Source organism: Streptomyces sp. NPDC000345, from assembly GCF_042898825.1.
GTDB lineage: Bacteria > Actinomycetota > Actinomycetes > Streptomycetales > Streptomycetaceae > Streptomyces.
In genome coordinates this window covers 463,350-488,023 of the sequence record NZ_JBIAZE010000002.1, presented here as the reverse complement: position 1 = coordinate 488,023, position 24,674 = coordinate 463,350, and the positions used below count along the sequence as shown (strand labels likewise).

Here is a 24,674-nt window from a genome sequence, read left to right as displayed (position 1 = left end):
CAGGGGGCGCGTTCCCGTTCGCCATCGCGAGAACGCAGGCAGAAGGCAGAGGAGCGGCAGTGGGCCACGAGCTCGTCGACGGCAGATTCCGCGTCGGACGTGTCATCGGCAGGGGCAACATGGGGGAGGTCCACCAGGCCGAGGACCTTCAGGCTCCCGAGGGGACGCCAGGGCGGACGGTCGCCGTCAAGATGATCCTGCGCCGCCGCACCGGCATCGCGATCGACTCCACCGGTGACAGCAAGGCCGTGGACCGCTTCCGGCGCGAAGTGGGCATCATGCGTCAGCTGGATCACCACCCCAACCTGACCAGGCTCGTCGCGGGCGGCATCGCCGCGGACAACGGCGGTCTGCCCTATCTGGCGATGGAGTACCTGGACGGCGAGTCGCTGCGCGACCTCATCGAGGAGGAGCCGCAGCTTCCGATCCCGTGGGCCGCCGCCATCGGTGCCCAGATCGCCGCCGGCCTCGCCGCCGCACACGCGCAGGGCGTGGTCCACCGTGACCTGAAGCCCGCGAACGTGATGCTCACGCGCGGTGGCGGCACGGTCAAGGTGCTCGACTTCGGCATGGGCAGCATCGTCGACGATCCGGACCAGACCCGTCTGACCAGCACCGGCGTCAGCGTGGGCACGGCCCGTTACATGGCGCCGGAGCAGTGCCAGGCCAAGCAGGTGACCCAGGCCGCCGATCTGTACGCGCTGGGCTGTGTGCTGTACGAGATGCTGGTCGGCGTCCCCCCGTTCACGAGTGAGTCCGCGTACGAGCTCGCCGAGCGTCATGTGCACCAGGAGCCCAGCCCCGTGCGCGCGATCCGCCCGGAGATCCCGACCGAGCTCGCCCGTCTCGTGGACCGGCTGCTGGCCAAGGATCCGGCGGCCCGCCCGGCCGACGCCGTGACGGTACGGGACGCGCTGCTCCCCCTCGCCGTACCGGCCGACGGACCGAGCCTCGTACCCGCCTGGCATGAGCTGGACCCCACGCTCCCGCTGCGCGCCGCCGCCCCGGCCCCGGTCTCCGCCGCCGAGCAGCCGGCTCCGGTGACCGCCTCCGGTACCGGCATGGACGTCTTCGGCGTCCACCAGACCCTGATCCGCGACTACCGCTCCTTCACGGAGGGCGGCACGGTCATCCGTGACGAGCGCATCAAGGCGTACGTGGCGAAGGACCTCGACGACAAGTCCCAGTGGCCGAACCCCTGGCTGTCGCTCAACCCGTTCTTCCAGGGCGGCGGCACGGTGGTCGAGCTCGCCCAGCAGAAGGTGCTGCACCCCGAGTGCGCCCGCATCTTCCAGGCGAAGAAGACCGAGGGGGGCACGGTCTGCGACGGCCGTCCTCTGACGCTGCACCAGCACCAGCGCGACGCCATCGACGCCGCCGCCTCCGGGGCGTCGTACGTCCTGACGACCGGCACCGGCTCCGGAAAGTCGCTCTCCTACATCGTCCCGATCGTCGACAAGGTGCTGCGCGAGCGCGACGAGGAGGGGCCGAGCGCCCCGAAGCGAGTGCGGGCGATCATCGTGTACCCGATGAACGCGCTCGCCAACAGCCAGCTGCGCGAGCTGGAGAAGTACCTGCGCGACGGCTACGGCGCGGGCCGGGAGCCGGTCACCTTCGCCCGCTACACGGGCCAGGAGGACGACGCGAAGCGCAAGGCGATCCGCGACAACCCACCGGACATCCTGCTCACGAACTACGTGATGCTGGAGCTGATGCTGACCCGCCCGGCGGACCGGGCGAGCCTCATCAGGATGGCGCGGGGCCTGGAGTTCCTCGTCTTCGACGAACTGCACACCTACCGCGGCCGCCAGGGCGCCGACGTCGCCCTGCTGGTCCGGCGTGTCCGCGAGGCATGCCAGGCGGAGAACCTCCAGTGCATCGGCACGTCGGCGACCATGTCGACGGAGGGCACGCTGGAGGACCAGCGCCAGGTGGTCGCCGACGTGGCGAGCACGCTCTTCGGGACGAGGGTCCGCCCCGAGCACGTCATCGGCGAGACCCTGGTCCGCGCGACCGGCGAGGCACCCGACACCGTGCCGGCCCGGCGTCTCGCCTCCCCCGCCCCGCGCGCCTACGACGACCTGGTGCGCGACCCGCTGGCCCGCTGGGTGGAGGACCGCTTCGGCCTCGTCGCGGACGACGCCACGGGCCGCCTCGTACGACGGCCGCCGACCCAGGTCGAGGTCGCCGCGAGGGAGCTGCACGAGCAGTCCGGCGTCGACGAGGCGACGTGCGCGAAGGCGATCCGCGCCACGCTGGAGGCCGGCTCCCAGGCCCTGAACCCGCGCACCGAGCGCCCCCTGTTCGCGTTCCGGCTGCACCAGTTCCTCTCCAAGGGCGACACCGTGTACGTCACCCTGGAGGACAAGGCCTCCCGCCACCTGACCCGCTCCTACCAGCTCGAACAGCCGGGCAGCGGCGGCAGGCTGCTGATGCCGCTGGCCTTCTGCCGCGAGTGCGGCCAGGAGTACCTGACGGTGTGGCGGACCGAGAAGGACGGCGAGATCCGCTACGAGGCCCGCCGCGACACGTCGGCGACGGGCGGCCGGCAGGGCGATGGCTATCTCTACGTCGACCACGAGCGCGAGTGGCCATCCAATGTGCAGTATGCAGTCGACGATCGACGGTTGCCGGAGTCCTGGCTCGAACTGGACGACAAGGGCCAGGAGGTCGTCAAGCGCGCCTACCGGGACCGGGTACCGAAGGCCGTCACCGTCGACACGTTCGGCCACGAGGGACGCGGCGAGCTGAAGGCCGCCTTCATCCCGTCGCCGTTCCTGTTCTGCCTGCACTGCGGTGTGGCGTACGAGCAGACGCGCGGCCGGGACTTCGCCAAGCTGGCCACGCTGGACCAGGAGGGCCGCTCCTCGGCGACCTCGCTGGTCTCGGCGTCGATCGTCCGCTCGCTGAAGTCGGTGCCGGAGGAGGCGCTCGACAAGGAGGCGCGCAAACTCCTCACGTTCGTCGACAACCGGCAGGACGCCTCTCTCCAAGCCGGCCACTTCAACGACTTCGTGCAGATCACCCAGTTGCGCGGGGCGCTGTACCGGGCCGCCCTGGACGCGGGCGAGGACGGGCTGCACCACGAGGAACTGGCCGCGTCCGTCACCAACACGCTCGCCATCTCCCCCGCCGACTACACGGGCGAGGCCGACCTGCCGCCGTCGCTGGCCCGCAACGCGGCCCGCACCCTGCGGGACGTGGTCGCCTTCCGCCTCTACCTCGACCTCGAGCGCGGCTGGCGCATCACCATGCCCAACCTGGAGCAGACGGGCCTGCTGGAGATCGACTACGAGGACCTGGACTGGGTCGCCGCCAAGCAGGACCGCTGGGAGGGCACCCACCAGGCACTGCGGGACGCCGATCCGGCGCTGCGGGCCGAGATCACCAAGGCGCTGCTGGACGAGATGCGCCGCTCGCTCGCCATCGACGTGTCGTACTTCCGTGACGACACCTTCGACTCCCTCCAGCGCGCGAGCGAGGAGCGGCTGGTCGACCCGTGGGTGCTGTCCTCGGCCGACAAGCCGCGCGTCGGCACGGCCTACCCGCACCCCTCCCGTCCCGGCATGGACCGTTCCAGCCTGTTCCTGTCGGCGCGCGGCAAGTTCGGCAAGTACCTGCGGCGCGCGGACCGCAGCTTCCGCGACCTTGAACAGGACGACCTGCAGCTGATCATCACGGAGCTGCTGAAGGTTCTGACCAAGGCCGGCCTGGTGAAGGAGGTGGAGGCCGCCCCGCAGCGGGCCGGCCGCTACCGCCGGACGTCGTCCGCCGCCGCGACCGGTTACAGGGTGGCCGCGCAGTCGCTGGTGTGGCGTGCCGGAAAGGGCGAGTCGGGCGCGCACGACCCGCTGACCCGCACCTACCAGAGCGGCGACGGCCCCCGCATCAACACGTTCTTCCTCAAGCTGTACCGGGAGACGGCCGACGCCCTGTCCGGCCTGTACGCCCGCGAACACACGGCGCAGGTGTCCCCGGAGGACCGGGAGGCCCGCGAAGAAGCCTTCCGCAAGGCCGAGCTGAAGCTGCTGTACTGCTCCCCCACCATGGAGCTGGGCGTCGACATCTCCTCGCTCAACGCGGTGATGATGCGCAACGTGCCGCCCACGCCCGCCAACTACGCCCAGCGCTCGGGCCGCGCGGGCCGCAGCGGCCAGCCCGCCCTGGTCACGACGTACTGCGCGACGGGCAACAGCCACGACCAGTACTACTTCCGCCGCTCCGAGCGCATGGTGGCGGGCGCGGTCGCCCCGCCCCGCCTGGACCTCGCCAACGAGGACCTGGTCCTCTCCCACCTCCAGGGCATCTGGATCGCCGAGGCCGGCCTGCGCCTCGGCCGCTCCATCCCCGACGTGCTCGACGTGTCCTACCCGGACGGCGGCGACCGTCCGGACCCGGCACTGGGGTTGCTGCCCGACATCCAGGCGGCGGCGCACGACGACGGCGCCCGGCGGCGCACCGTCGACGCGTCGCTCCGTGTCCTCGGCCCGCTGCTGCCGTCGTTCGTCGAGACCACCTGGTGGCACGACGACTGGATCCAGGACAAGGTCAGGACAGTGGCCGAGCGCTTCGACCGCGCCTTCGACCGCTGGCGCAGCCTGTTCCGTGCCGCGCTGGACGACCAGTACGTCCAGAACAAGCGCCGCCTCGACTACAGCCTCACCGAAGGCGACCGCAACCGGGCCAACGCCCGCCGCCGCGAGGCCGAGACTCAGCTGAACCTGCTGATGAACGAGAGCGTCGACAGCAAGTCGGTGCTCTCCGACTTCAACCCGTACCGCTACCTGGCCTCCGAGGGCTTCCTGCCCGGCTACAGCTTCCCGCGTCTGCCGCTCGCCGCGTACATCCCGACGATCGGCCGCCGCCGCGGCGACGGCGACTACCTCCAGCGTCCCCGCTTCCTCGCCATCCGCGAGTTCGGCCCCGGTTCGCTCATCTACCACGAGGGCGCCCGCTACCAGGTCACCCGCATCCAGCTGCCGCCGGACTCCTCCGGCGACCTGACCACGGGCGAGGCCCGCCGCTGTGCCCACTGCGGCTATCACCACGACCCCAAGGAGCGCGAGGACCGCTGCGGGTTCTGCGACGAGACGCTCGGCGCGGCGACGTACGGCCTGCTGCACCTGCACACCGTCTACACCACGCGCCGCGAACGGATCTCCTCGGACGAGGAGGAGCGGCGCCGCGCCGGCTTCAGGCTGGAGACGTCGTACCGCTTCCACGACCACGGCACCCGCAAGGGCCGCCTCAACGCGAAGATCGCCGACGCCTCCGGCGGGCAGCTCGCCGAGATCGCCTACGGCGACTCCGCGACCATCCGCATCACCAACACCGGCCGGGTGCGCGCCCGCACGGAGGAGCCGCCGGGCTACTGGCTGGACCTGGCCGACGGCCGCTGGATGAACGACAGGGACGCGTCCGAGGCGTCCGGCGACTCCAGCGAGCTGCCGGTGGTGGACGCCGACGGCAATGAGCGGCGCCGCAAGAAGCGGGTCATCCCCTACGTGGAGGACCGCCGCAACATCCTCGTCGTCACCCTGGACGAGGCACTCCCGCAGCCGATCGCGCTGACGCTGATGTACGCGCTGGAGCGGGGCATCGAGGCCGCGTTCGAGCTGGAGGACGCCGAGCTGTCCAGCGAACTGCTGCCGCCGGACGACGGCCCGAGGCGCCGCATCCTCTTCATGGAGGCCGCGGAAGGCGGCGCGGGCGTACTGCGCCGCCTCCAGGCGGAGGACGACGCCTTCGCCAGGGCGGCCCGCCGCGCCCTGGAGATCTGCCACTTCTCGGCCGACGGCAAGGACGAGGGCGGCGAGGAGCACCGCCCGGGGCGCGCCTGCGCGCTCGGCTGCTACGAGTGCCTGCTCACGTACGGCAACCAGCTCGACCACGCCCTGATCAACCGGCACACGGTGGCCGGCCTGTTGGTGCGGTTCGCGTCGGCGACGGCGCGGCGGGAGGAGCGGGGCGAGTCCCGTTCGGAGCAGTTCCGGCGGCTGCTCGACGACCCCGAGCCCACGCCGGTCGAGCAGTCCGCCGCCGAGCTGGCGGCGCAGTGCGACTTCCTGGGCTGGGTGAAGGCGCGGGGCCTGCGCCTCCCGGACGAGAAGGACGTCTTCCTGACGGAGGCGAACGCGGCACCGGACTTCGTCTACCGGCTGCCCGGCGCGAACGTCGCGGTCTTCGTCGACGGCCCCGGGACCGAGACGACCGCGCTGCGTGACGCCGACGCCGAGGAACGGCTGCTCGACGCCCGCTGGGACTTCGTCCGCTTCGCCCACGGCGCCGACTGGGACGCCATCGCCGACGCCAACAGCCGCTACTTCGGCTCCCCGGCCGCCAACTGATCCGCCACCAAGAGGATTTGACGATCGCTATGGCATTCACGTTCTCCGCCGGATCCCTGGTGAAGGCCCGTGGCCGCGAGTGGGTGGTGCTCCCCGAGAGCGAGCCCGACCTGCTCGTCCTGCGCCCGCTGGGCGGCTCGGACGACGACATCGCGGCGGTGTTCCCCTTCGAGCCCGTCGAAGAGGCCCGCTTCGCGCCGCCGGAACCGACCGACCTGGGCGACCAGCGGGCGGCCGGCCTGCTGCGCACGGCGCTGCGGGTGGGCTTCCGTTCGGGAGCGGGCCCGTTCCGCTCGCTGGCCGGCATCGCGGTGGAGCCGCGCGCCTACCAGCTCGTACCGCTGCTGATGGCCTTGCGTCAGAAGACCGTCCGGCTGCTGATCTCGGACGACGTCGGTATCGGCAAGACGGTCGAGGCGGGCCTGGTCGCGAGCGAGCTGCTGGCTCAGGGCGAGGCGAGCGGTCTGGCGGTGCTGTGCTCCCCGGCGCTGGCCGAGCAGTGGCAGCAGGAGCTGCGCGGCAAGTTCGGCATCGACGCGGAGCTGGTGCTGTCCTCGACGGTCTCGCGCCTGGAGCGCGGCCTGGACCTGGGCCAGTCCCTGTTCGACCGGTACCCGAACGTGATCGTCTCCACGGACTTCATCAAGTCCCCGCGCCACCGCGACGACTTCGTACGCCACTGCCCCGACCTGGTGATCGTCGACGAGGCGCACACGTGCGTGGCGGCGGACGACACGTCGGCGAGCGCGCAGAGCCAGCTGCGGTACGAGCTGCTGCGCCGCGTGGCGGCGGACGCCGAGCGGCACCTGCTCCTGGTGACGGCGACCCCGCACAGCGGCAAGGAGTCCGCGTTCCGGAACCTCCTGGGCCTGGTGAAGCCGGAGTTGGCGGACGTGAACCTGGAGTCGGAGACGGGCAGGAAGCAGCTCGCCCAGCACTTCGTGGCGCGCAAGCGGGCGGACGTACGCCAGTACCTCACGAAGGAGGACGGCCTGGCGGACGACTCCCTCGCCGAGCGCACGGCCTTCCCCTCGGACCGCTACTTCAAGGACGAGACGTACAAACTGTCCCCCGACTACCGGACCCTGCTGGACGACGCGATCGCGTACGCGAGTGAGCGCGTCGAGGAGGCGGGCGGCCAGGGCAAGCGGGAGGCCCGTATCGCCTGGTGGTCGGCGATCGCGCTGCTGCGCTCGCTGGTGTCGTCCCCGGCTGCCGCCGCGCAGACGCTGACGACCCGCTCGGCGGCGGCGATCGCCGCGAGCGCGGAGGAGGCCGACAAGCTGGGCGCCCCCCTCAACAGCGACGCCGCCGACAGCGACGCGATGGAGGGCATGGACGTGGCGCCGGGCGCGGAGACGGACGAGGGGGCGTCGTCCGTGAAGTCGCGCCTGGCCGAACTCGCCGAGCGGGCGACGCAGTTGGAGGGCCCGGAGAAGGACCTCAAGCTCAAGGCCCTCATCAAGCACCTCAAGGCGCTGCTCGCCGACGGCTACAACCCGATCGTCTTCTGCCGCTACATCCCCACGGCCAAGTACCTGGCCGAGCAGCTGGCGAACGACCCGGAGACCAAGAAGCGCGGTCCGCTGGGCGCGAAGACGGTCGTCAAGGCGGTCACCGGCGAGCTGTCGCCGCAGCAGCGCATCGAGCGGATCGAGGCGCTGGCGACGGAGGCCGGCGAGGACGCGGCGGCCCGCCGGGTCCTGATCGCGACGGACTGCCTGTCGGAGGGCGTGAACCTCCAGCACTACTTCGACGCGGTGGTCCACTACGACCTGGCCTGGAACCCGACCCGCCACGACCAGCGCGAGGGCCGCGTCGACCGCTACGGCCAGCGCCGCGACGAGGTCCGCGTCATCACCCTCTACGGCGACGACAACGGCATCGACGGCAAGGTCCTCGAAGTCCTCATCAAGAAGCACCGCCAGATCAAGAAGGACCTGGGCATCTCGGTCTCCATCCCCGACGAGCTGTCCACGGGCGTGACGGACGCGATCGTCGAGTGGCTGCTGATGCGCAACCGCGAGAACGAGGACGCGCTCTTCGGCGCGGACGCGTTCAAGGTGAGCAAGGCGAAGCTGGAGAACGACTGGAACTCGGCGGCGGAGCGCGAGCGGCAGTCCCGCTCCCGGTTCGCCCAGCGTTCCATCCACCCGGAGGAGGTGGCCCGGGAGGTCGCCTCGATCCGGGAGGCGCTGGGCGGCGCGGGCGAGATCCGGACGTTCGTACGAGAGTCCCTGGGCGCGCTCAACGCGGTGCTGCGCGACCAGGGCGGCTCCGGCTCCGGCTCCGGCTCCGGCTCCGGGGACTTCACCGCGCAGGTCGGCGGGACCCCGGCGGGCCTGCGGGACGCCCTCGCGCCGACCGTGGGCGCGGAGGTGATCGAGAAGGACCGCGAGATCCCGTTCCGGTCCGATCCGGCGGTGGCGCGAGGCGAGGCGGCACTGGTCCGTACGGACCCGGTGGTGGGCGCACTGGCGTCCCACGTCCTGAACGCCGCCCTCGACACCCAGGCGGAGGGCACCCGCCCGGCGCGCCGCTGCGGGGTGATCACGACGGACGCGGTGAGCACGCGGACGACGCTGCTGCTGGTCCGCTACCGCTTCCACTTGACGCTTCCGTCGCGGAGTGGTGAGCGGCAGCTGGTGGCCGAGGACGCACGGCTGCTGGCCTTCGAGGGCGCCCCGAGGAACGCGGTGTGGCTGACGCCGGAGCGGGCGGCCGGGCTGTTGGAAGCGACGGCGTCGGAGAACACCGACCCGCACTTCGGGGAACGGACGATGACCCGCATCCTCAGCCAACTGCCCGATGTGAACGGCCATGTGGAGACGTACGGCGACGACCTCGCCGCCGAGCTGGACGCGGCCCACCGCAGGGTGCGGGCCGCGTCCGGTGAGATCGTCCGAGGCCTGTCGGTCACCGCCCAGAAGCCGGCCGACATCCTCGGCGCCTACGTCTACCTGCCCGCCGCCGCCTCTGCTGCCGCCGCTTCCGCTGGAGTGTCCGCCTGATGTCCGCCACCACCCGCAACCAGGTGTTCACCGCCGTCCACACGGTCGGCGGGCTGCTGCCGGCCGACATGCTGCTCCGGATCTCGGCGGACGGGGACGTCCCCGCCACATCGTCGGCCGACTACGGTCTGCCCTCCTCGCGTTCGGTGCGCGACGAGGCGGAGCGCAGCTGGGAGTACCTCAAGCCGCTGTGGCGGGAACTACGCAAGCGGCTGCCGGAGAACCGTGACACGGGCGTGCCCGCCACCGACCCGACGGGCATCGCGGACACCGACTGGCTGGCCCCGCTCTGGCACGAACTCGGCTTCGGTCGGCTCACCCCCGTGGGCCCCGGAGGCATCGCCGCCGACTCCGACCCGGAGAAGAAGTTCCCGGTGTCCCACCGCTGGAACCATGCCCTGATCCACCAGACGGCGTGGAACGCCGAGCTGGACAAGCGGCCGGGCGGCGCGGGCACGGTCCCGCCGCAGTCGATGCTCCAGGAGTGCCTGAACCGCACCGAGGCCCATCTGTGGGGCCTGCTGACCAACGGCCGCCAGGTGCGCCTGCTGCGCGACTCCAGCGCGCTCGCCACCGCGTCGTACGTCGAGTTCGACCTTGAGGCCATCTTCGACGGCGAGCTGTTCAGCGAGTTCGTACTGCTGTACCGAGTGCTGCACGCGTCTCGGTTCGAGGTGGCGGAGGGCGCAGCCCCCTCTACATGCCCGCTGGAGGCGTGGCGTACGGCGGCGATCGAGTCGGGCACGCGGGCCCTGGAGCACTACCGCGACGGCGTTCAGCAGGCGCTGGCCGCTCTCGGCACGGGTTTCCTGCGCCACCCCGGCAACACGGAGCTGCGCGAGAACCTGGACCCGGCCGCGCTCCAGTCGGCGCTGCTGCGCCTGGTCTACCGCCTGATCTTCCTCTTCGTCGCGGAGGACCGCGAGGCCCTGCTGACGCCGGACGCGGACGAAAAGGCCCGTGCCCGCTTCACCCGCTACTTCTCGACGGCACGGCTGCGCGAGCGAGCCGTACGTCGCCAGGGCACGGCGCACAGCGACCAGTACGAGGCCCTCCAACTCGTCCTGAACGCACTGGGCGACGAACAGGGCCGCCCCGAACTGGGCCTGCCGGGCCTCGGCGGACTCTTCAACACCACCGAGGCGGACGCCCCGCTCCGTGGCGCCCGCCTGGCCAACCGCCACTTCCTGGAAGCGGTACGGCACCTCGCTCGCGTCCGCGACGCGAACTCAGCGCGCTGGCGGTCCGTCGACTACCGGCACATGGGCGCCGAAGAGCTGGGGTCGGTGTACGAGGCGCTGCTGGAGCTGGTGCCCAAGCAGAGCGCGTCGGAGCGCAAGTTCGAGCTGGTGGACCGTGCGGGCAACGACCGTAAGAAGACCGGGAGTTACTACACCCCCACCGCGCTGACCGAGGCCCTGCTCGACTCCACCCTCACGCCCGTGATCGACGAGGCGGTGCGGCGCGGCGAGCGGCGGGCCCAGGACGAGGGCCACTCCGACCCGGCGGACACGATCGTCGGGGAACTGCTCTCCCTCACGGTCTGCGACCCGGCCTGCGGCTCCGGCCACTTCCTGGTCGCGGCGGCCCGGCGCATCGCCAAGCGGGTCGCCTCGGTGAGAGAGCGCAACCCCGAGCCCACGGTCGAGGCGGTACGGCACGCCCTGCACGAGGTCGTCGCGCGCTGCGTGTACGGCGTCGACCTCAACCCCATGGCGGTGGAGCTGGCCAAGGTGTCCCTGTGGCTGGAGGCCATGGAACCGGGCCGCCCGCTCGGCTTCCTGGACGCGCACATCCGCCATGGCAACGGCCTCATCGGCGCCACACCGGCACTGATGCGGGACGGCATCCCGGACCGGGCGTTCAAGAAGACCGAGGGCGATGACGAGGGCTGGGCCAAGCAGCTCCTCTCACGCAACGAGCAGGAACGCGCCAACCAGGGCAGCCTGTTCGACCTGGAACCGGAGACCCGCGTCGCGAACACGTCCTTCGCGACAGGCCTTCGCCGCATCACGTCGGCACCGGCGCGGACGCTGGCGGACGTGCGGCGCAAGGAGTCGGCGTTCAAGGAGTGGTCGACATCCGCCGAGTATCTGCGGGCGCTGCACCTGGCCGACGCGTGGTGCGCGGCCTTCGTGTGGGTGAAGCGGGAGGACGCGCCGCCGGCCATCACACACCGGGTGTTCCGTGGCCTTGAGGACCCCGAGGGCGACGCGGCCCCGCAGTCCACGCACGACGAGATCGTCCGCCTCCGGGAGCAGTACGCGTTCTTCCACTGGCACCTGGAGTTCCCCGAGGTGTTCGGTGTGCCGGAGGACGGTTCGGGCGCGGGTGCGGGTGCGGGTGCGGAGAACGGTGAGGTCGATCCGGCCACGGGGTGGGCGGGCGGATTCTCGTGTGTGGTGGGGAACCCGCCGTGGGACAAGGTCGACTTCGAGGACAAGAAGTACTTCAGCGTGGTCGATCCGGAGATCGCGGCAATCTCGGGTACGGCTCGGCGGACGCGGATCGTGGAGTGGGAGGAGGAGCATCCGGCCGAGGGGACACGGTATCGGGAGGCACGGCGCACGGTGAAGGGGACGTTCCACTTCGCGGGGGACTCAGGGGTGTTCCCGTTGTGCGGCAAGGGGCTGACCGTCAAGGGCGTCAACTCCCTCCAGACGGACACCCTGTTCGCGGAGCGGATGTCGAACGTCGTTGCATCGGAAGGGCGGTTCGGCGTCATCCTCCCCACGGCGATCGCCACCGGCGCGGGCTCGCAGCATCTGTTCTCCGACTTCACCCGACGCGGGGTTCTGGTCTCGCTGTACGACTTCGAGAACAGGCGACCGAAGAATCCCGCGCTGCCGAAGGGCGGCAAGTGGTTCGAGAGCGTGCACTCCAGCTACAAATTCTGCCTTCTCTCCCTTACCGGTCGCGCTGCGCGAGTGCCTGCCGCGCGCTTCGGCTTCTTCCTCTCCGAGATCACCGACCTCGACAACCCTGAGCGTGGGTTCACCTTGAGCCCTGAGGATCTCGCCCTCATCAATCCCAACACGGGCACGCTCCCCGTTTTCCGGAAGCGCCGGGACGCCGACCTGACGGTGGGCGTCTATCAGCGGATTCCGGTGCTGTGGAACGAGGGGCGGCGGGACGGTAATCCGTGGGCGATCACTTTCAAGCGCCTATTCGATATGGCCGACGACTCCGACCTCTTCCGCACACGTGAGCAACTGACAGGTGCAGGATGGGAGTTGGAGGGCAACGTCTTCGTCCGGGACGGGGAGCGGATGCTGCCCTTGTACGAGGCCAAGATGGTCGACTTCTTCAACCATCGTGCCGCCGACGTGGTGAAGAGCCTGACCGCCGTGAACCGTCAGAACCAGCCGCGATATCTCTCCGTCGACCAACTTCAGGATCCGGACCGACCGGCCCTGCCGCTTGCCTGGATCCAGGAGAGCGGTGAGATCGCGACACGCCGCCGAGGCAAGGATCTCGACGTGCCGGGCGTCGACATGCGACTAGCAGAGGTGCGGTGGGAACACGACTGGCTGTGTGGCTGGTGCGATGTCACGGCATCCACCAACGAGCGCACTGCGATCCCCGCCTTCCTCCCCCGAGCGGCCGTAGGCCACACCTACCCCCTGATGCTCCCCCGCGTTGCCCCGCCCCTGGTCGCCGCCCTCATCGCTACCCAGTCCTCCCTGGTCTTCGACTTCGTCAGCCGTCAGAAGATCAGTGACGCCCACATGAAGCTGTTCGTCTGGAAGCAACTCCCCGTCCCCACCCCCACCACGCTCGAACCCCACCTCCCCTTCCTCCTCCCCCGCGTCCTGGAACTGGTCTACACGGCCTACGACATGACCCCCCTCGCCCGCGACCTGGGCGACGAGGGCGAGCCGTTCCGCTGGGACGAAACGCGACGTGCTCAACTGCGCGCAGAGTTGGACGCGTACTTCTTCCACCTGTACGGCATCTCCACCGAGGACACCGACTACATCCTGGAGACCTTCCAATCGGAGTCGGGCGGATTGAAGAACAACGAGATCGCCAAGTACGGCGAGTACCGCACCAAGCAGCTCGTACTCACGGAGTACAACCGCATGGCCGCCGCCGGCCTCACCCTGGAGAACCCGCTCGTGGACGGCGAGAACTACACCTCCACCCTCACCCCGCCCCCGGGCCACGGCCCCCGCCACCCCGCCTGACCGAGCCCCTCCCCCCCGGGTGCTGATGTCGCGTCCACAAAAACACTTGCGAGGTCCAGAAGGCGGTCACTGGCCGGCCTGGTGACCGCCGCGCGCATCCCGACTACTTCCCAACCGCGATAAACATTTCAGGAGCAGGCGTTGGACAACGAGATCCAGCTGATCAGTGACGGCGATGGACTGGCGGTCATCGGGAATGCGACGGACGTCGAACGCTTCCTCGCCTCGGAGGGACTGCCGTCGAAGGACCTCGGGGCGCAACGACTCAAGTCCGTCTTCGGTACCGGGGCCACAGTCGCGCAGGCGGGTTCGGACATTGCCGCCAACTCCGGTCGCTGGGTGAAGCTGACCAAGGAGTCTGCGGAGCGTGTCAAGAAGTTCGGGCTGATGGAAAGCAAGACCCCAGGAATCAGCCACGCGATGATAGGGAAACCCGGCTCGATCAAGAATTGGCTTCAGATCGAGAAGGGGGCCGGCTCGTTCCTGACCAACCCCGCACGTCTGGCTGGTGCCGCAGGGCTCATGGCACAGCTCTCGATGCAGCAGACCATGGATGAGATCACCGACTACCTCGCCACGATCGACGAGAAGGTCGACGACGTGCTCCGCGCCCAGAAGGATGCTGTGCTGTCCCGCATGATCGGAATGGACCTCGTGATCGAGGAGACCATGACCATCCGAGAGCAGGTGGGCCGAGTCTCCGAGGTCACGTGGTCCAAGGTGCAGGCCGCGCCGACGACGATCGCGGAGACCCAGGCGTACGCATTGCGTCAACTCGACGCTCTCGCGGAGAAGTTGGAAAACCAGCCCAAGATCGGCGATCTCGCCACGAAGGTCAGGGAAGTCGAGCCCAAGGTTCGGGAGTGGCTCGCTGTTCTGGCTCGCTGCTTCCAACTTCAGGACGCGATCGCCGTGCTCGAACTCGATCGGGTGCTGGACGCGCATCCGGATCAGCTGGACCAGCACCGCCTCGGCCTTCGGGCTGCCCGACAGAACCGGCTGGATCTCATCTCGCGGAGCACCGAGCGATTGGTCGCCCGAATGAAGGCGGCTGCCGCCGCAGCCAACTCGAAGGTGCTGCTGAACCCGACCAAATCTCCGGTTGTGGTCCAGTCGAGCAATCACGTGGTGACCCGTGTCCATGACTTCCACGAGCGGCTCGGGATCGAGTCCGGTCGCCAGCCGTCGGAGGCGAGACGATGGGGGGAAGCGGTAGCGGAGGTGAAGGACAAGGCGCTTGAGACCGGAGCGAAGGGCGTCGGTGCCGCCAGAAGCTTCGGCACCGTGAGCCTCGACCGGGCCGGTTCGGTCAAGAACAGGCTCTCCAGCGAGATCGCCGAGCGAGCCCACCGCCTGCGCAGGGACGAAAAAGAACGTGCCGAGGAAGGCTAAGTGAGCGTCGAGGACCCACACCGTGGGGCGAGACATCAACCGCTCGCCCCACGACCGGCCTGTGTCAGGCCCGCGCCGCCGCGAACCCCACGAACCGCGACCACTCCTCACGCCCGACAACGAAGTGAGGGCGCGTCACATCCTTGGAGTCCCGGACGCAGACGGCCTGTTCGGTGAGGGCGACCTCAACACAGTCGTCGCCCGAGCTACCGCTGTAGCTGGACTTGAACCAGGCGAGTTCCGTCATGCTCATAGCTCTCCTCGGAGTCTCTCCAACAGACCCCGCGAGTCCTTGGGGTTCAGGGCCTGCGAGCGCAGTGTGTCATAGCGCTGGTGAAGGAGGCTCACCTCTTTCGGGTCAGAGATCAGCCTGCCGTTCTCCTGCCCTTCGGAGTACGCCAGCCGTCGACCTTGTGGGGTCTCCAAGAGACGCACGGGGCCGTCCATGCAGGCATGAAACTCTGTGTCCACCGGTATGATTTGCAGCGTCACGTTGCGGGGCGCGGTCCACTCCAGTACGTGATCCAGCTGACCGCGAGACACCTCGGAGCCTCCCAGCCTTCGCCGGAAGACTGCCTCTTCCACGATGAAATGGAAGGGGACAGTGGGCCGCTCCCACAGCATCTTCTGACGCTTCAGCCTCGCGGCCACCTGAGCCTCCAACTGCTCGTCGGTCAAAAGAGGCAGGCGGTTCTCGAACAACGCCCGCGCATACGCCTCCGCCTGCAACAACCCCGGCACCAGCCTGCACTCATACGTGCACAGACTCACCGCCTCCCGCTCCAGCCGAGCCCACTGCCGGAACCAGGCCGCCAGCCCCACGTCACCGCGCCCCCGTGTCACGAACTTGGAGCCCTTCCGCAGCGCTCCCGTGTTGCCCAGCACCTCGTCCGCCCGCTCCACGAACGCCGCATCAGGCATCCGCCGCCCCAACTCCACCGACTCCACAGTGTGTTTGGAGAACCGGACCAGGTCAGCGAACTCGGCCCTGCTGTACCCCGCGTGTTCACGCAGCGCCTGCTGTACGGCGCCCCACGTCCGCAGGCTGTCCGAGGGGTCGGGCTCCCGGTCCGCCTCGCCGCCCGTCAGGTCGTCGTCGTTCCCCATGCCGCCGTCGGCCATCCGCGGCCACCTCCGTCTCGCGCACTCCTCGTGGCCCCCACGCCCCGACGGCACCCAGGGTGACGGACGAACCACCGTACTGTCCACGGAACGTGCCCGTACGCTGACGCAGCGTACGGGGTCTGCGGCTCTCGAACCCCCTCGAACACCCACCACGATGGCCTCATGAACGCCCCCGCGCCTCAGCGCCCCGCCACCGTACTCACGTTCGTCCAGCCGCTGTCCGCCACCCGGCGCGCGGCCCGGCTGGCCCGCCTCCTCGCCACCCGGCAGCTTGAGGTCTGGCGGATGTCACCCGGGGTGACCGAACGCGCCGAACAGATCGTGGCCGAACTCGCCTCCAACGCGGTCCTTCACGGTCGCGCCGCAGGTCGCGACTTCCGTCTCACCCTCACCCTCCACCCGGCGGCCGGCGTCCTCCGCGTCGCCGTCACCGACGCCCGCGCGGACCGGTTCCCCCTCATGCCGGGCGGCGTACCGCCCCTCCCCGACGCGGAGTCGGGCCGAGGGCTCCTCCTGGTCACCGCTCTCGCCGACCGCTGGGGAATGGACCTCTCCACCCCTCCCCTCAAGACGGTCTGGGCGGAACTCGATTGCCACCTTCCCCGCTCCCACGATCACCATTGACCGCGAAAAGCCCCCAGTTCACTGCCGCCCGGCACCCCCGAAGCGCTATCGTCACCACGCATGCACCGGAGAGCGAACGCGGATCCGGCGCACGAGTGACCGACGGGGGCAGCGGTGACCGACACGACGCCTGGCGCGGACGACGTCCGTGGCCTCTTCGACGACTTCGGGGCTTTCCGGACCCCGACCGCCGACGACTTCACGGACGTACTGACAGGCGGCCTCGTCGCCCCGGACGCCAATGTCCTGCTGAACCTCTACCGGTACACGGAACAGGCACGGACCGACCTCCTCCAGGCTCTCGGCTCGCTGGACGACCGGCTCTGGGTCCCTCACCAGGTACTCGTGGGGTTCTGGCGGAACCGGGAAGGCACCATCGGCGACGCGCGGTCGACCGGGACGAAGGCCGCGGAGGACATGGCCGGGCATGTGGCTCAGGCGGTGAAGACCCTGCGCACCTGGGCCAACCATGTCGCCCTGCCCGACGAGGAGTTCGACCGTCTCCGCACCCAGCTCTCCGAAGTGTTCGACGACGTCCAGGAGACGATCGTCAACGTCGGCGAGGGCGAGTGGCAGAACATCACGCCCGACACGAGCACCGACCCGGTGATCGCACGCCTGGAGCCCGCGCTGGCAGGCCGGGCCGGGGCCCCCTAGCGCGGAGGACCACGACAGGGCCGTGAAGGAAGGGATGCGCCGGGTCGAGAAGCGCGTTCCTCCGGGGTACATGGACCGGAGCAAGGACGGAGACGGGGCGTCCGGTGACTTTCTCGTCTGGGAGCAGATCCTCCGGGAGGCCGCCCGCCGCAAGTGCGACGTGCTGTTCGTGACCGCGGACGGCAAGGAGGACTGGTGGCGCAAGGAGCGGGGCTTCAGCCGCGGCCCCCGGCCGGAACTCACCGCGGAACTCAAGGCACGCGGCGGCGGCCGGCTCCTCATGCTCACTCCCAAACGCTTCCTGGAAGTCGCCGCACCGATCCTGAAGTTCCACCTCCGGGAAGGGTCGGTGGAGGACATCGAACGGGTCGAGCGGATCGGGACGGAGGACAAGCACGGCGGCTGGTCCGCCGCGGCGCTGCGCGAACTCTTCGACCGCCTGGGGTACGAGGGCTACCAGAACCGTGTCGACGTGATCAGGTACGCCGCCGAGATGAACGGCTTCGCAAGCGCTTCAAGTGTCTACGAGATCTGCGACTACGACGACGACCGCACCCTCAGGGGCTTCACCCGTCCGGTCAAACGCATCGTCGGCCAGCTCCGTCAGCTCGGGAAGATCCCCGAGTCGGCCGTCTCCGTCCTGGAAACCCAGTACGAGCCGGGCGAGATGAAGGCCTCCGGATTCTCCGTCGACCCCCTCCTCATATCCTTGGTCAACGAGCTCGTGGACGACTCCGAGGACTGACGCGAGGACGCACATGCCGTTCGAGGACGACGACACCCGCAAGGTCCGCACCGCCGTCATCGGCCGGGCCGAGTCCGACTGGCCCGACGGAGCAGGCCCGAGCGTTCGCGGCATACAGCGCTGCGGCCGACGGTCCGAAGGAACGAACATGAGACCGAAGGGCGGACGCGGCCACCAGGGGCTCCGGAGGTCCTCGTCAGGATCGGCGAGTCTCCGGAGCGGCATCGCCCTGATGACCAGGCGCCTGGCCCGGAAGGGGGCCAACCCCAGCTGGCCGAGGAAACCGGCGCCGGCCAACGGCCGAGCCCCTCCGCCCCTTGCGTCAGTAGTCGGTGAGATCCACGATGACATCGCAGTGTGGATCGTCGGAAGGCTGATGCAGATGCTCGTTCGCCAGGAACGCCGGGGAAACCAGAGAGCCGAGCAGGCCAGGGCCTGTATGGCTGATCAGCACGTCCACACCGTATGTGCGGTCCCGCTCAGGTGAACGGAAGTAGAGGCGCATGCGGTCGTCGCCCGTGATGACCGCGCCGATGAACAGCGGCTTCCACGACACGTGCGTGGTGACGAAGCATTGCACGAGACCGAGCAGACGACCTGCGGCCGCCTGCTCGGTGCCTGGTTCGGAAGAATTCACATCGTGGCCCATGCCGGACACTGGTTCCCCGATTGGTTGTGTCAGTACGCCGTGATGACGCCGATCTTCTGACCGCGACCGGCTTGCGGAAGTCCCGGCGCACCCCTGGACCTGGTCAGGAGACCCTCGACTTCCCGACCTGACACGCGCCCGACCTGAGGGCCTGACACCCATACCGTCCCGTGCAGGGCCTGGCAGGTGTCACCGCCCGTCACCGACCGCGTCGAGGAGACCGTCGCCGAACTCGCGGCGGACGCCGCCCTGCACGGTCGCGTCCAGGAGCGCGACTTCCGCTCGCCCTCACGGCCGTCACAGAGGGGGCTTGACCCCCGGTACCCACTCGAAGCCGAAGCCGTACGCCTGGTCGATGACCTCCTGGTTCGACGACCACGGCTGGGCGGTGAACCAGCGGACCTCGCGCCGCAGGTCAAGGGTGTCACGGCCCGGCGTCAGCAGGGCGATGGCGCATGAGGTGGCGCCGGCCGGGGAGTCGTCGAGGTGGATCCGCCAGGTGCCGCTCGGCGCGCTGATGGTGACGACGCCTCCGAGCGTACGGAAGTCGGCCGCACCCTCGTAGATGTACACGTAGACAAGGAGCTTGGTGAACTGGCTCCGGTGTTCCAGGCTGATCCGGAGCGTCTCCCCGTCGGAGGTCTCGCCGGTCCGGTCGTCCTGGTCGAGGCTGATGTAGGGCCAGGCGCCGAGATCGCCGAACGTCGCTCCGAGCGGCTGTACGGCGGCACCCGCGCCGTCGCGGGTGAGAACCATGCAGCCCAGATCGAGATCGGCCTCGGAGGCCACCGACCAGTTCAGGTTGACCTGGAGGACGCCCCGCCCCGTGATCTCGGCACTTGGTGCCCGCCGGGTGAGGTCCACGGTACGCGGCACCGGCTCCCGCGCCGCCCGCCTCCCGGACTCGACCGGCACCCCGCCTCCGGTCAGCCGGATGACACCCCGTCGCCTGCCGTCACCGCTCAAGAACGCCGCCTGGTTCAGCCCTTCGCATGACCGCTTCATGCCACGCCGTCCACCGATGAGATCGTCGTCTATTATGGCGCGACTGGTGAAGAAGATGTGAAAGTCTGCGCCAGCTAAGTTCTGCGCGGCAGGGGGCATGCGCCGCTGGTCACAGCCCTTCCGTCACTGCGCTTTGATCTGCAGGAACGTCCCGGCGTCACCGGGCAGGGGTGGGGAATGCTCACGGGGACACAACTCGACAAAGGGGTGACCGCACGTCATCTCGAGGACTTGGCGCAGGATCCTGCGCTCGCACCGCGCGCCGAGGAACTGCGCGCACTGGCCCAGGCGCTCGGCTCCACCGACACGGACGCCCTCGACGCATGGGCCGATCTCGATCTCATGGGGACCTTCGCCCGGCCCGAGAGTGTCGCCGAGCCGGTGGTCGACGGCCGTGGTACGCGATTCGACTCCGCGCTGGACTGGGTGCTGGGGGCCTTGGTCTTCCTGCCGCTGCTGTTCACCTGGTTCGGTCTGTGGCAGGCGTCGAGCGCGTACGGTGCGCTGACGGGCGACGACCCCAAAGCCGCGGGCCGGCCGTTCCTGCAACTCTGGCAGTCCGGGTTCGACGGACACCTGGGTGAGGTCTTCCGGTTCGGGCACGTCGCCGTGGGCGGGTGTCTGACCCTGGCGATGCTGTTCGTCCTCACGGCGGTGCACGGCTACCGGCGCACGGCGGCCGAACGCCGTGAGGAGCAGGCACGGGGGCGTACCCGTGCGGCCCTCGCCCGCCTGGTCCCGGTCCTCACCTCAGCGCAGCTCTCGCTCAACGCGCATCGATTCGCCTCTCCGCAGCGCTTCGCGGCAGAGCTCAACTCGGCGGCCGGACGGCTGCAGCGTATGCAGACCAAGGCCATCGCCACGCAGGAAGAGCTCACCCGGGCCGCCCGGTTGGTCGGTGAGGCCGCCGACAAGGCGGAGCAGCGTCTCGCCCAGGCGGAGGCGTATGTGCGGCCGATCGAGCAGGTGGTGCTGCGGATCGAGGAAACCGTGCGGGACAGCGGGGTGGCCATCCAGGCAGCGGTGCGGGGCTTGGACGACCCGGTGACGCAGGCCGGCCGGCGGCTGGCCGATGCGGTCGGCGACCAGACCGGCGTGCTCGACAAGGCGCTGGAAGAACTGCGGACGGCCGGCGAAGGGATGCGTGAGGTCCTCGCCCTTACCGCGGACCGGCTGGAGACCGCGGTCGGCGACAACAGCACCAGCGTCCACAAGGCACTGTCCGACGCGGCGCAGCAGGTCGAGGACTCCTTGACCGTACTGGCGGCCTCGCAGCGCGGGTTCACCACCGGCGTCGAAGTGGTCGCGGATGTCAACGGCCGGCTGCTCAACGACCTCGGCGCGGTGGCCGAGCGCACCGGTGAGGCCGCGAAGGCCTCTCGTGAAGCCCTGCTCGGCATCGAGGCCCGCAGCCTCGCGCTGCACCAGGCGGCCGATCGCTTCACCGGCGTCACCGACGCCCTGGCCCAGGTACTGCGTGAGACCGAAGCGGCGCGCGCCGAAACAGTGGCGGCTCGGGCTGAGGCAGAGGCGGCGCGGGCGGGAGCCGAGGCGGCCCAGCGGCGGGCGGAGGACGAGCTACGACAGGCGAAGGAGCTGCGGGCCGAGATCGGATCGGCGCGGTGAGCCCGCGAAGAAGGGGCTTCCGGTTCACACCGCTGCATCTGGCCGGGTGGCTCTTCGCCGACATGCTGCTCGTGCTCGCCCTCGTCTCCATGGGGGACCGGGGCGATCCGTTGGCCGCGCAGGCCGCCACCCGCCCCTCCCCGTCCGCCTCGTCCGCCTCGTCCGCCGACGCCGAGCCGTCGCCCGAACCGAGTCCGACACCCTCGGGGCCGCGGTCGGTGGAGCGTAAACCCGTGAAAGTCCATGTGACGGCGGCGGTCGGCGACACCGCACGGATGGTGAAGCAGCTCCGTGCCGCCACCGCCCGCTACGAGGGGCGCACCGCCGCCTTCGTCCTGACCTTCGGCCAGGCCGTCGAACCGAGTGACGGACAGGCGTACGCCCGCGACATCAACAGGTCCCTGCGGAAGGCGCGACCCGGCATGTTCGACGACGCGACGACACGGCCCTTCTGGAACGGCGGCACCTCCGGGGCGGCCGATCTGGAGATCTACTTCTACACCCGTTGACGGCTGCGCCGTCTCTCAACTCTCAGGAGAGCCCATGCAGATCCTGCCCTTCTACATGGTGTGCGACGAGTCCGGTTCCATGGCGGGAACTGGCGTGGACGCCATCAACTCGGCCCTGCCCGACCTGCACCATGAGATCAGCACCAATCCGAGTGTCGCCGACAAGACCCGCTTCGCTCTCATCGGATTCTCCACTCAGGCTTCCGTGCTCCAGCCGCTCGCCGACCTGAGCGAGCTGACCCAGCTGCCGTCCCTGTCCGCGGGCGGGGTGACCTCCTTCGGAGCCGCCTTCCACCTGCTGAAGGACACCATCGAGAAGGACGTCACGGCGCTGAAGGCGGACGGCCACGACGTGTACCGGCCCGTGGTGTTCTTCCTGTCCGACGGCATCCCCACGGACGACGGCTGGCGCACCGCGCTCAAGGAACTGAACGGTTTCCGCTACGCCCCGAAGATCATCGCGTTCGGGATCAGCGACGCCGACGCCGCGATCATCACGGAGGTGGCGAACTTCAAGGCGTTCCTCCAGCAGGATGCGTCCATCAGCCCGGCTGTCGCGCTCCGTGAGTTCGCCTCCAGTCTCACCCGGTCCATCGTCAATTCGGCGTCCAGCATGTCCGCCCAGGGCGGGGACGGCTTCCAGCTCCAGGTCGACGAGCAGGTACCCGGCTTCACCAGCGTCTCCCTGGACAAGCTGTGAGCGGCCCGATGAACCACGAAGAGACCCGCGGTGCGCACCACGATCCGGACGGCCTCGACGCGCACATCGCGGGCCTGCCGTACGGGGTGATGTCACACGACACGATCATCCGAGGTCCTGGAGCCGCCGCCCCGACGGCACAGCCGGATCCCTGGGCGCCCGAGGACGTCGTACCGTCCGCCGAACCCGAGGCCGAGCCCCTGCGGGGGGTACCGGCGCACGTCGGCAATCGCCCTCCCACTTACCCACCTCATCCCTTGGGACGGCCCTCCCTGCGGGACGCGGACGCGTTCGCCCCCTTCTCCCCCGTGGTCCTGTTGGACGGCGCCCAGATCGGTCGACTGACCGTGCGGGCCGCCTCCCTGCGCGGTGACTCCCACAACTGGGAGGGCAGCTGCCGCCAGGACGCCATGGCGGTGACGCGGATCGGTCCCCCTGAGGCGGAGATGCTTCTGCTGGCGGTCGCCGACGGCGTGGGGTCCGCGTTGTACTCGCACGTGGGCTCGTACCAGTTCTCTCGCCTGGCAGCCGTCTACCTGGACCGGGAGGCCGAGAGCATCCACGCGGCACTGTGCGCTCGGAACGAGAACGAGCTTCACGTTCTCGCCACCAAAGCGGTCGCCGGCGCAGCCGCCCAACTGCGCTCCGACTGGGCGCGTGCCTCACAACATCAGCCTCGTCCCTACGCCGACCAGGACTACGCCACCACTCTGCACGTCCTCCTGATCCCCACGGACCCGCGTATCCGCGACCGCGTTGTGTGCAGCGTGGGCGACGGCGGTCTGTTCGTCCTGCGTGAGGGCCACTGGGAACACGGGGATCCGGACGACGGCGGTGAACTGCTCGACACCCGCACCGAGGCGCTCCCGCACGCCTACCGCAGTGTCAAGGCCACCCTGCTGCGCACCGTGCCGGGCGAGGTCCTGCTCCTGGGCACCGACGGCATCACCAACCCCCTCACCCAGAAGGACCCGGAGTTCGGGCGGCGCCTCGCCGACGCCTGGGGCGGGCCCGAGGTCCCCTCCCTGTCCGACTTTCTGTGGCAGGCCCAGACTCGGGCCAAGACCTACGACGATGACCGGACGGTCATCTGTGTGTGGGAGGAGGGGGCATGAGCGCGGAGGACGGCGCCGACGTCGCCCGTTCCTCGCTCACACTGGGGGACCAGGTCGGCAGCGGCGGCCAGGGCAAGGTGCATGCCGTCGGCGACGGGTCGCTGCTCTACAAGGAGTACATGGACCCGTCCAAGGTCAATGGCAACGCGCTCGCGGACCTGGTCGCGTTCCGGCAGCGGCTCGGCCAGGCCGACCGGGTCCGCCTCGACGCCCTGGCCGCGTGGCCGGTGTGCCGTGTGGTCGAGGGCGGCCGGGCCCTCGGCTTCCTCATGAGGCGGGCCCCGTCCCCCATGACGTGGCGCACCACGACCGGGACGACGAAGCTGCTCGAACTGCAGTACCTGATCAGGCCGCCGAAAGCGGCCTGGCAGGACGTGTCGCAGCCGACTCCCGAGCAGCGCAGGGCCCTCGCGCTGGCGTGCGTCGAAGCCATCAGCTGGTTCCACGACGCCGGACTGGTGATCGGGGACATCTCGCAGGCGAACGTCCTGTGGTCGCTCACGCCCGAACCCGCCGTCCATTTCCTGGACTGTGACGGCTTCCGCCGCGTGGGGCGCGAGGCCGTCCAGGCCCAGGCCGCCACGCCTGACTGGAACGACCCGCTGGCGCCCTCCACGGAGGCGAGCGTGGACACGGACGCGTACAAGACAGCCCTCACCGCCGGACGCGTTCTCGCGCAGGACCCGTACGTCAGACCGGACCAGGAACTGCGGCCCGTGGCCGGTTGTCTCAACGAGCGTCAGGCAGCCGCAGCAGGGAAGCTCTTCGCGCAGGCCGCGGGCGCGCGCGGAACCCGGCCCCGTCCGAACGAGTGGCAGAGCGCGCTGAGCGACCGCGGCGTCATCACCCTCACCGCGGCGACGCCCCGGCCACGCCCATCCGTCGACCACACGGTCCTGGACGGGGTGCGCGACCGGAGACCGATCAACTTGCGCGCACCCGGGCGGTAGACAGGGATCCGGCGCTGACAGGCCCCGGATCC

General features: G+C 69.8%; 14 protein-coding genes and 2 pseudogenes. 12 read left to right on the top strand and 4 right to left on the bottom strand.

Annotated features, from left to right (window positions below):
- Window positions 1-59: 59 nt before the first annotated feature.
- The 4 genes from ACFY30_RS06610 (at window position 60) to ACFY30_RS06595 (ending at window position 14,937) form a co-directional block, all read left to right on the top strand.
- Complete coding sequence (locus ACFY30_RS06610) at window positions 60-6,347, top strand: protein kinase (protein WP_390844044.1); 6,288 nt, start codon at window positions 60-62, stop codon at window positions 6,345-6,347.
- A gap of 29 nt (window positions 6,348-6,376) precedes the next feature.
- Window positions 6,377-9,358, top strand: a complete 2,982-nt coding sequence (locus ACFY30_RS06605; RefSeq protein ID WP_390844043.1) for a DEAD/DEAH box helicase — start codon at window positions 6,377-6,379, stop codon at window positions 9,356-9,358.
- Window positions 9,358-13,545: an Eco57I restriction-modification methylase domain-containing protein gene (locus ACFY30_RS06600; protein ID WP_390844042.1), complete on the top strand. Its 4,188-nt coding sequence runs from the start codon at window positions 9,358-9,360 to the stop codon at window positions 13,543-13,545. Before ACFY30_RS06605 ends, ACFY30_RS06600 begins: the two co-directional genes overlap by 1 nt.
- A gap of 141 nt (window positions 13,546-13,686) precedes the next feature.
- Window positions 13,687-14,937 (top strand): hypothetical protein, encoded by a 1,251-nt coding sequence (locus tag ACFY30_RS06595; protein ID WP_390844041.1) that lies wholly within the window; start codon window positions 13,687-13,689, stop codon window positions 14,935-14,937.
- Between the two features lie 64 nt (window positions 14,938-15,001).
- Here ACFY30_RS06595 and ACFY30_RS06590 read toward each other — a convergent pair whose 3' ends face one another.
- Entirely contained in the window at window positions 15,002-15,190 is a 189-nt protein-coding gene (locus ACFY30_RS06590) for a DUF397 domain-containing protein (protein ID WP_390844039.1), read from the bottom strand.
- Window positions 15,187-16,059, bottom strand: a complete 873-nt coding sequence (locus tag ACFY30_RS06585; protein ID WP_390844038.1) for a helix-turn-helix domain-containing protein — start codon at window positions 16,057-16,059, stop codon at window positions 15,187-15,189. Before ACFY30_RS06585 ends, ACFY30_RS06590 begins: the two co-directional genes overlap by 4 nt.
- Window positions 16,060-16,224: 165 nt before the next feature.
- Between ACFY30_RS06585 and ACFY30_RS06580 the strand changes: the two genes are divergently transcribed.
- Window positions 16,225-16,686, top strand: a complete 462-nt coding sequence (locus ACFY30_RS06580) for an ATP-binding protein (RefSeq protein ID WP_390844037.1) — start codon at window positions 16,225-16,227, stop codon at window positions 16,684-16,686.
- A gap of 114 nt (window positions 16,687-16,800) precedes the next feature.
- Window positions 16,801-18,088 (top strand): annotated as a pseudogene (locus ACFY30_RS06575) (PIN-like domain-containing protein).
- Between the two features lie 322 nt (window positions 18,089-18,410).
- On the opposite strand, the gene ACFY30_RS06570 reads toward ACFY30_RS06575, so the two are convergent.
- Complete coding sequence (locus ACFY30_RS06570; RefSeq protein ID WP_390844036.1) at window positions 18,411-18,737, bottom strand: hypothetical protein; 327 nt, start codon at window positions 18,735-18,737, stop codon at window positions 18,411-18,413.
- A gap of 186 nt (window positions 18,738-18,923) precedes the next feature.
- On the opposite strand from ACFY30_RS06570, the pseudogene ACFY30_RS06565 reads away from it, so the two are divergent.
- A pseudogene (locus tag ACFY30_RS06565) lies at window positions 18,924-19,019 on the top strand (ATP-binding protein); the annotation flags it as partial.
- A gap of 15 nt (window positions 19,020-19,034) precedes the next feature.
- On the opposite strand, the gene ACFY30_RS06560 reads toward ACFY30_RS06565, so the two are convergent.
- Window positions 19,035-19,613: a tellurium resistance protein gene (locus ACFY30_RS06560; protein WP_390844035.1), complete on the bottom strand. Its 579-nt coding sequence runs from the start codon at window positions 19,611-19,613 to the stop codon at window positions 19,035-19,037.
- Between the two features lie 360 nt (window positions 19,614-19,973).
- On the opposite strand from ACFY30_RS06560, the gene ACFY30_RS06555 reads away from it, so the two are divergent.
- Genes ACFY30_RS06555 through ACFY30_RS06535 form a run of 5 tightly spaced genes read left to right on the top strand, consistent with a single transcriptional unit; the run spans window position 19,974 to window position 24,642 of the window.
- Window positions 19,974-21,368 carry a hypothetical protein gene (locus ACFY30_RS06555; RefSeq protein ID WP_390844034.1) on the top strand — a complete coding sequence of 465 codons (1,395 nt, stop codon included), beginning with the start codon at window positions 19,974-19,976 and terminating at the stop codon, window positions 21,366-21,368.
- Window positions 21,365-21,877 carry a hypothetical protein gene (locus ACFY30_RS06550; protein WP_390844033.1) on the top strand — a complete coding sequence of 171 codons (513 nt, stop codon included), beginning with the start codon at window positions 21,365-21,367 and terminating at the stop codon, window positions 21,875-21,877. Before ACFY30_RS06555 ends, ACFY30_RS06550 begins: the two co-directional genes overlap by 4 nt.
- A 34-nt stretch (window positions 21,878-21,911) precedes the next feature.
- The gene (locus tag ACFY30_RS06545) at window positions 21,912-22,577 is read left to right on the top strand and encodes a VWA domain-containing protein (RefSeq protein ID WP_390658686.1); all 666 of its coding nucleotides are present in this window, start codon (window positions 21,912-21,914) and stop codon (window positions 22,575-22,577) included.
- An 8-nt stretch (window positions 22,578-22,585) separates the two neighbouring features.
- A complete protein-coding gene (locus ACFY30_RS06540) occupies window positions 22,586-23,692 on the top strand; it encodes a protein phosphatase 2C domain-containing protein (protein ID WP_390844032.1) in 1,107 nt (368 codons plus the stop codon).
- A complete protein-coding gene (locus ACFY30_RS06535; RefSeq protein ID WP_390844031.1) occupies window positions 23,689-24,642 on the top strand; it encodes a hypothetical protein in 954 nt (317 codons plus the stop codon). Before ACFY30_RS06540 ends, ACFY30_RS06535 begins: the two co-directional genes overlap by 4 nt.
- Window positions 24,643-24,674 lie beyond the last annotated feature (32 nt).

Bases quoted from the DNA above. Each gene is read 5' to 3' on its own strand.
- ACFY30_RS06600 (WP_390844042.1), top strand. From the start codon at position 9,358: ATGTCCGCCACCACCCGCAACCAGGTGTTCACCGCCGTCCACACGGTC.
- ACFY30_RS06580 (WP_390844037.1), top strand. From the start codon at position 16,225: ATGAACGCCCCCGCGCCTCAGCGCCCCGCCACCGTACTCACGTTCGTC.
- ACFY30_RS06590 (WP_390844039.1), bottom strand. From the start codon at position 15,190: ATGAGCATGACGGAACTCGCCTGGTTCAAGTCCAGCTACAGCGGTAGC.
- ACFY30_RS06605 (WP_390844043.1), top strand. From the start codon at position 6,377: ATGGCATTCACGTTCTCCGCCGGATCCCTGGTGAAGGCCCGTGGCCGC.
- ACFY30_RS06570 (WP_390844036.1), bottom strand. From the start codon at position 18,737: ATGGGCCACGATGTGAATTCTTCCGAACCAGGCACCGAGCAGGCGGCC.
- ACFY30_RS06535 (WP_390844031.1), top strand. From the start codon at position 23,689: ATGAGCGCGGAGGACGGCGCCGACGTCGCCCGTTCCTCGCTCACACTG.
- ACFY30_RS06545 (WP_390658686.1), top strand. From the start codon at position 21,912: ATGCAGATCCTGCCCTTCTACATGGTGTGCGACGAGTCCGGTTCCATG.
- ACFY30_RS06585 (WP_390844038.1), bottom strand. From the start codon at position 16,059: ATGGCCGACGGCGGCATGGGGAACGACGACGACCTGACGGGCGGCGAG.
- ACFY30_RS06540 (WP_390844032.1), top strand. From the start codon at position 22,586: ATGAACCACGAAGAGACCCGCGGTGCGCACCACGATCCGGACGGCCTC.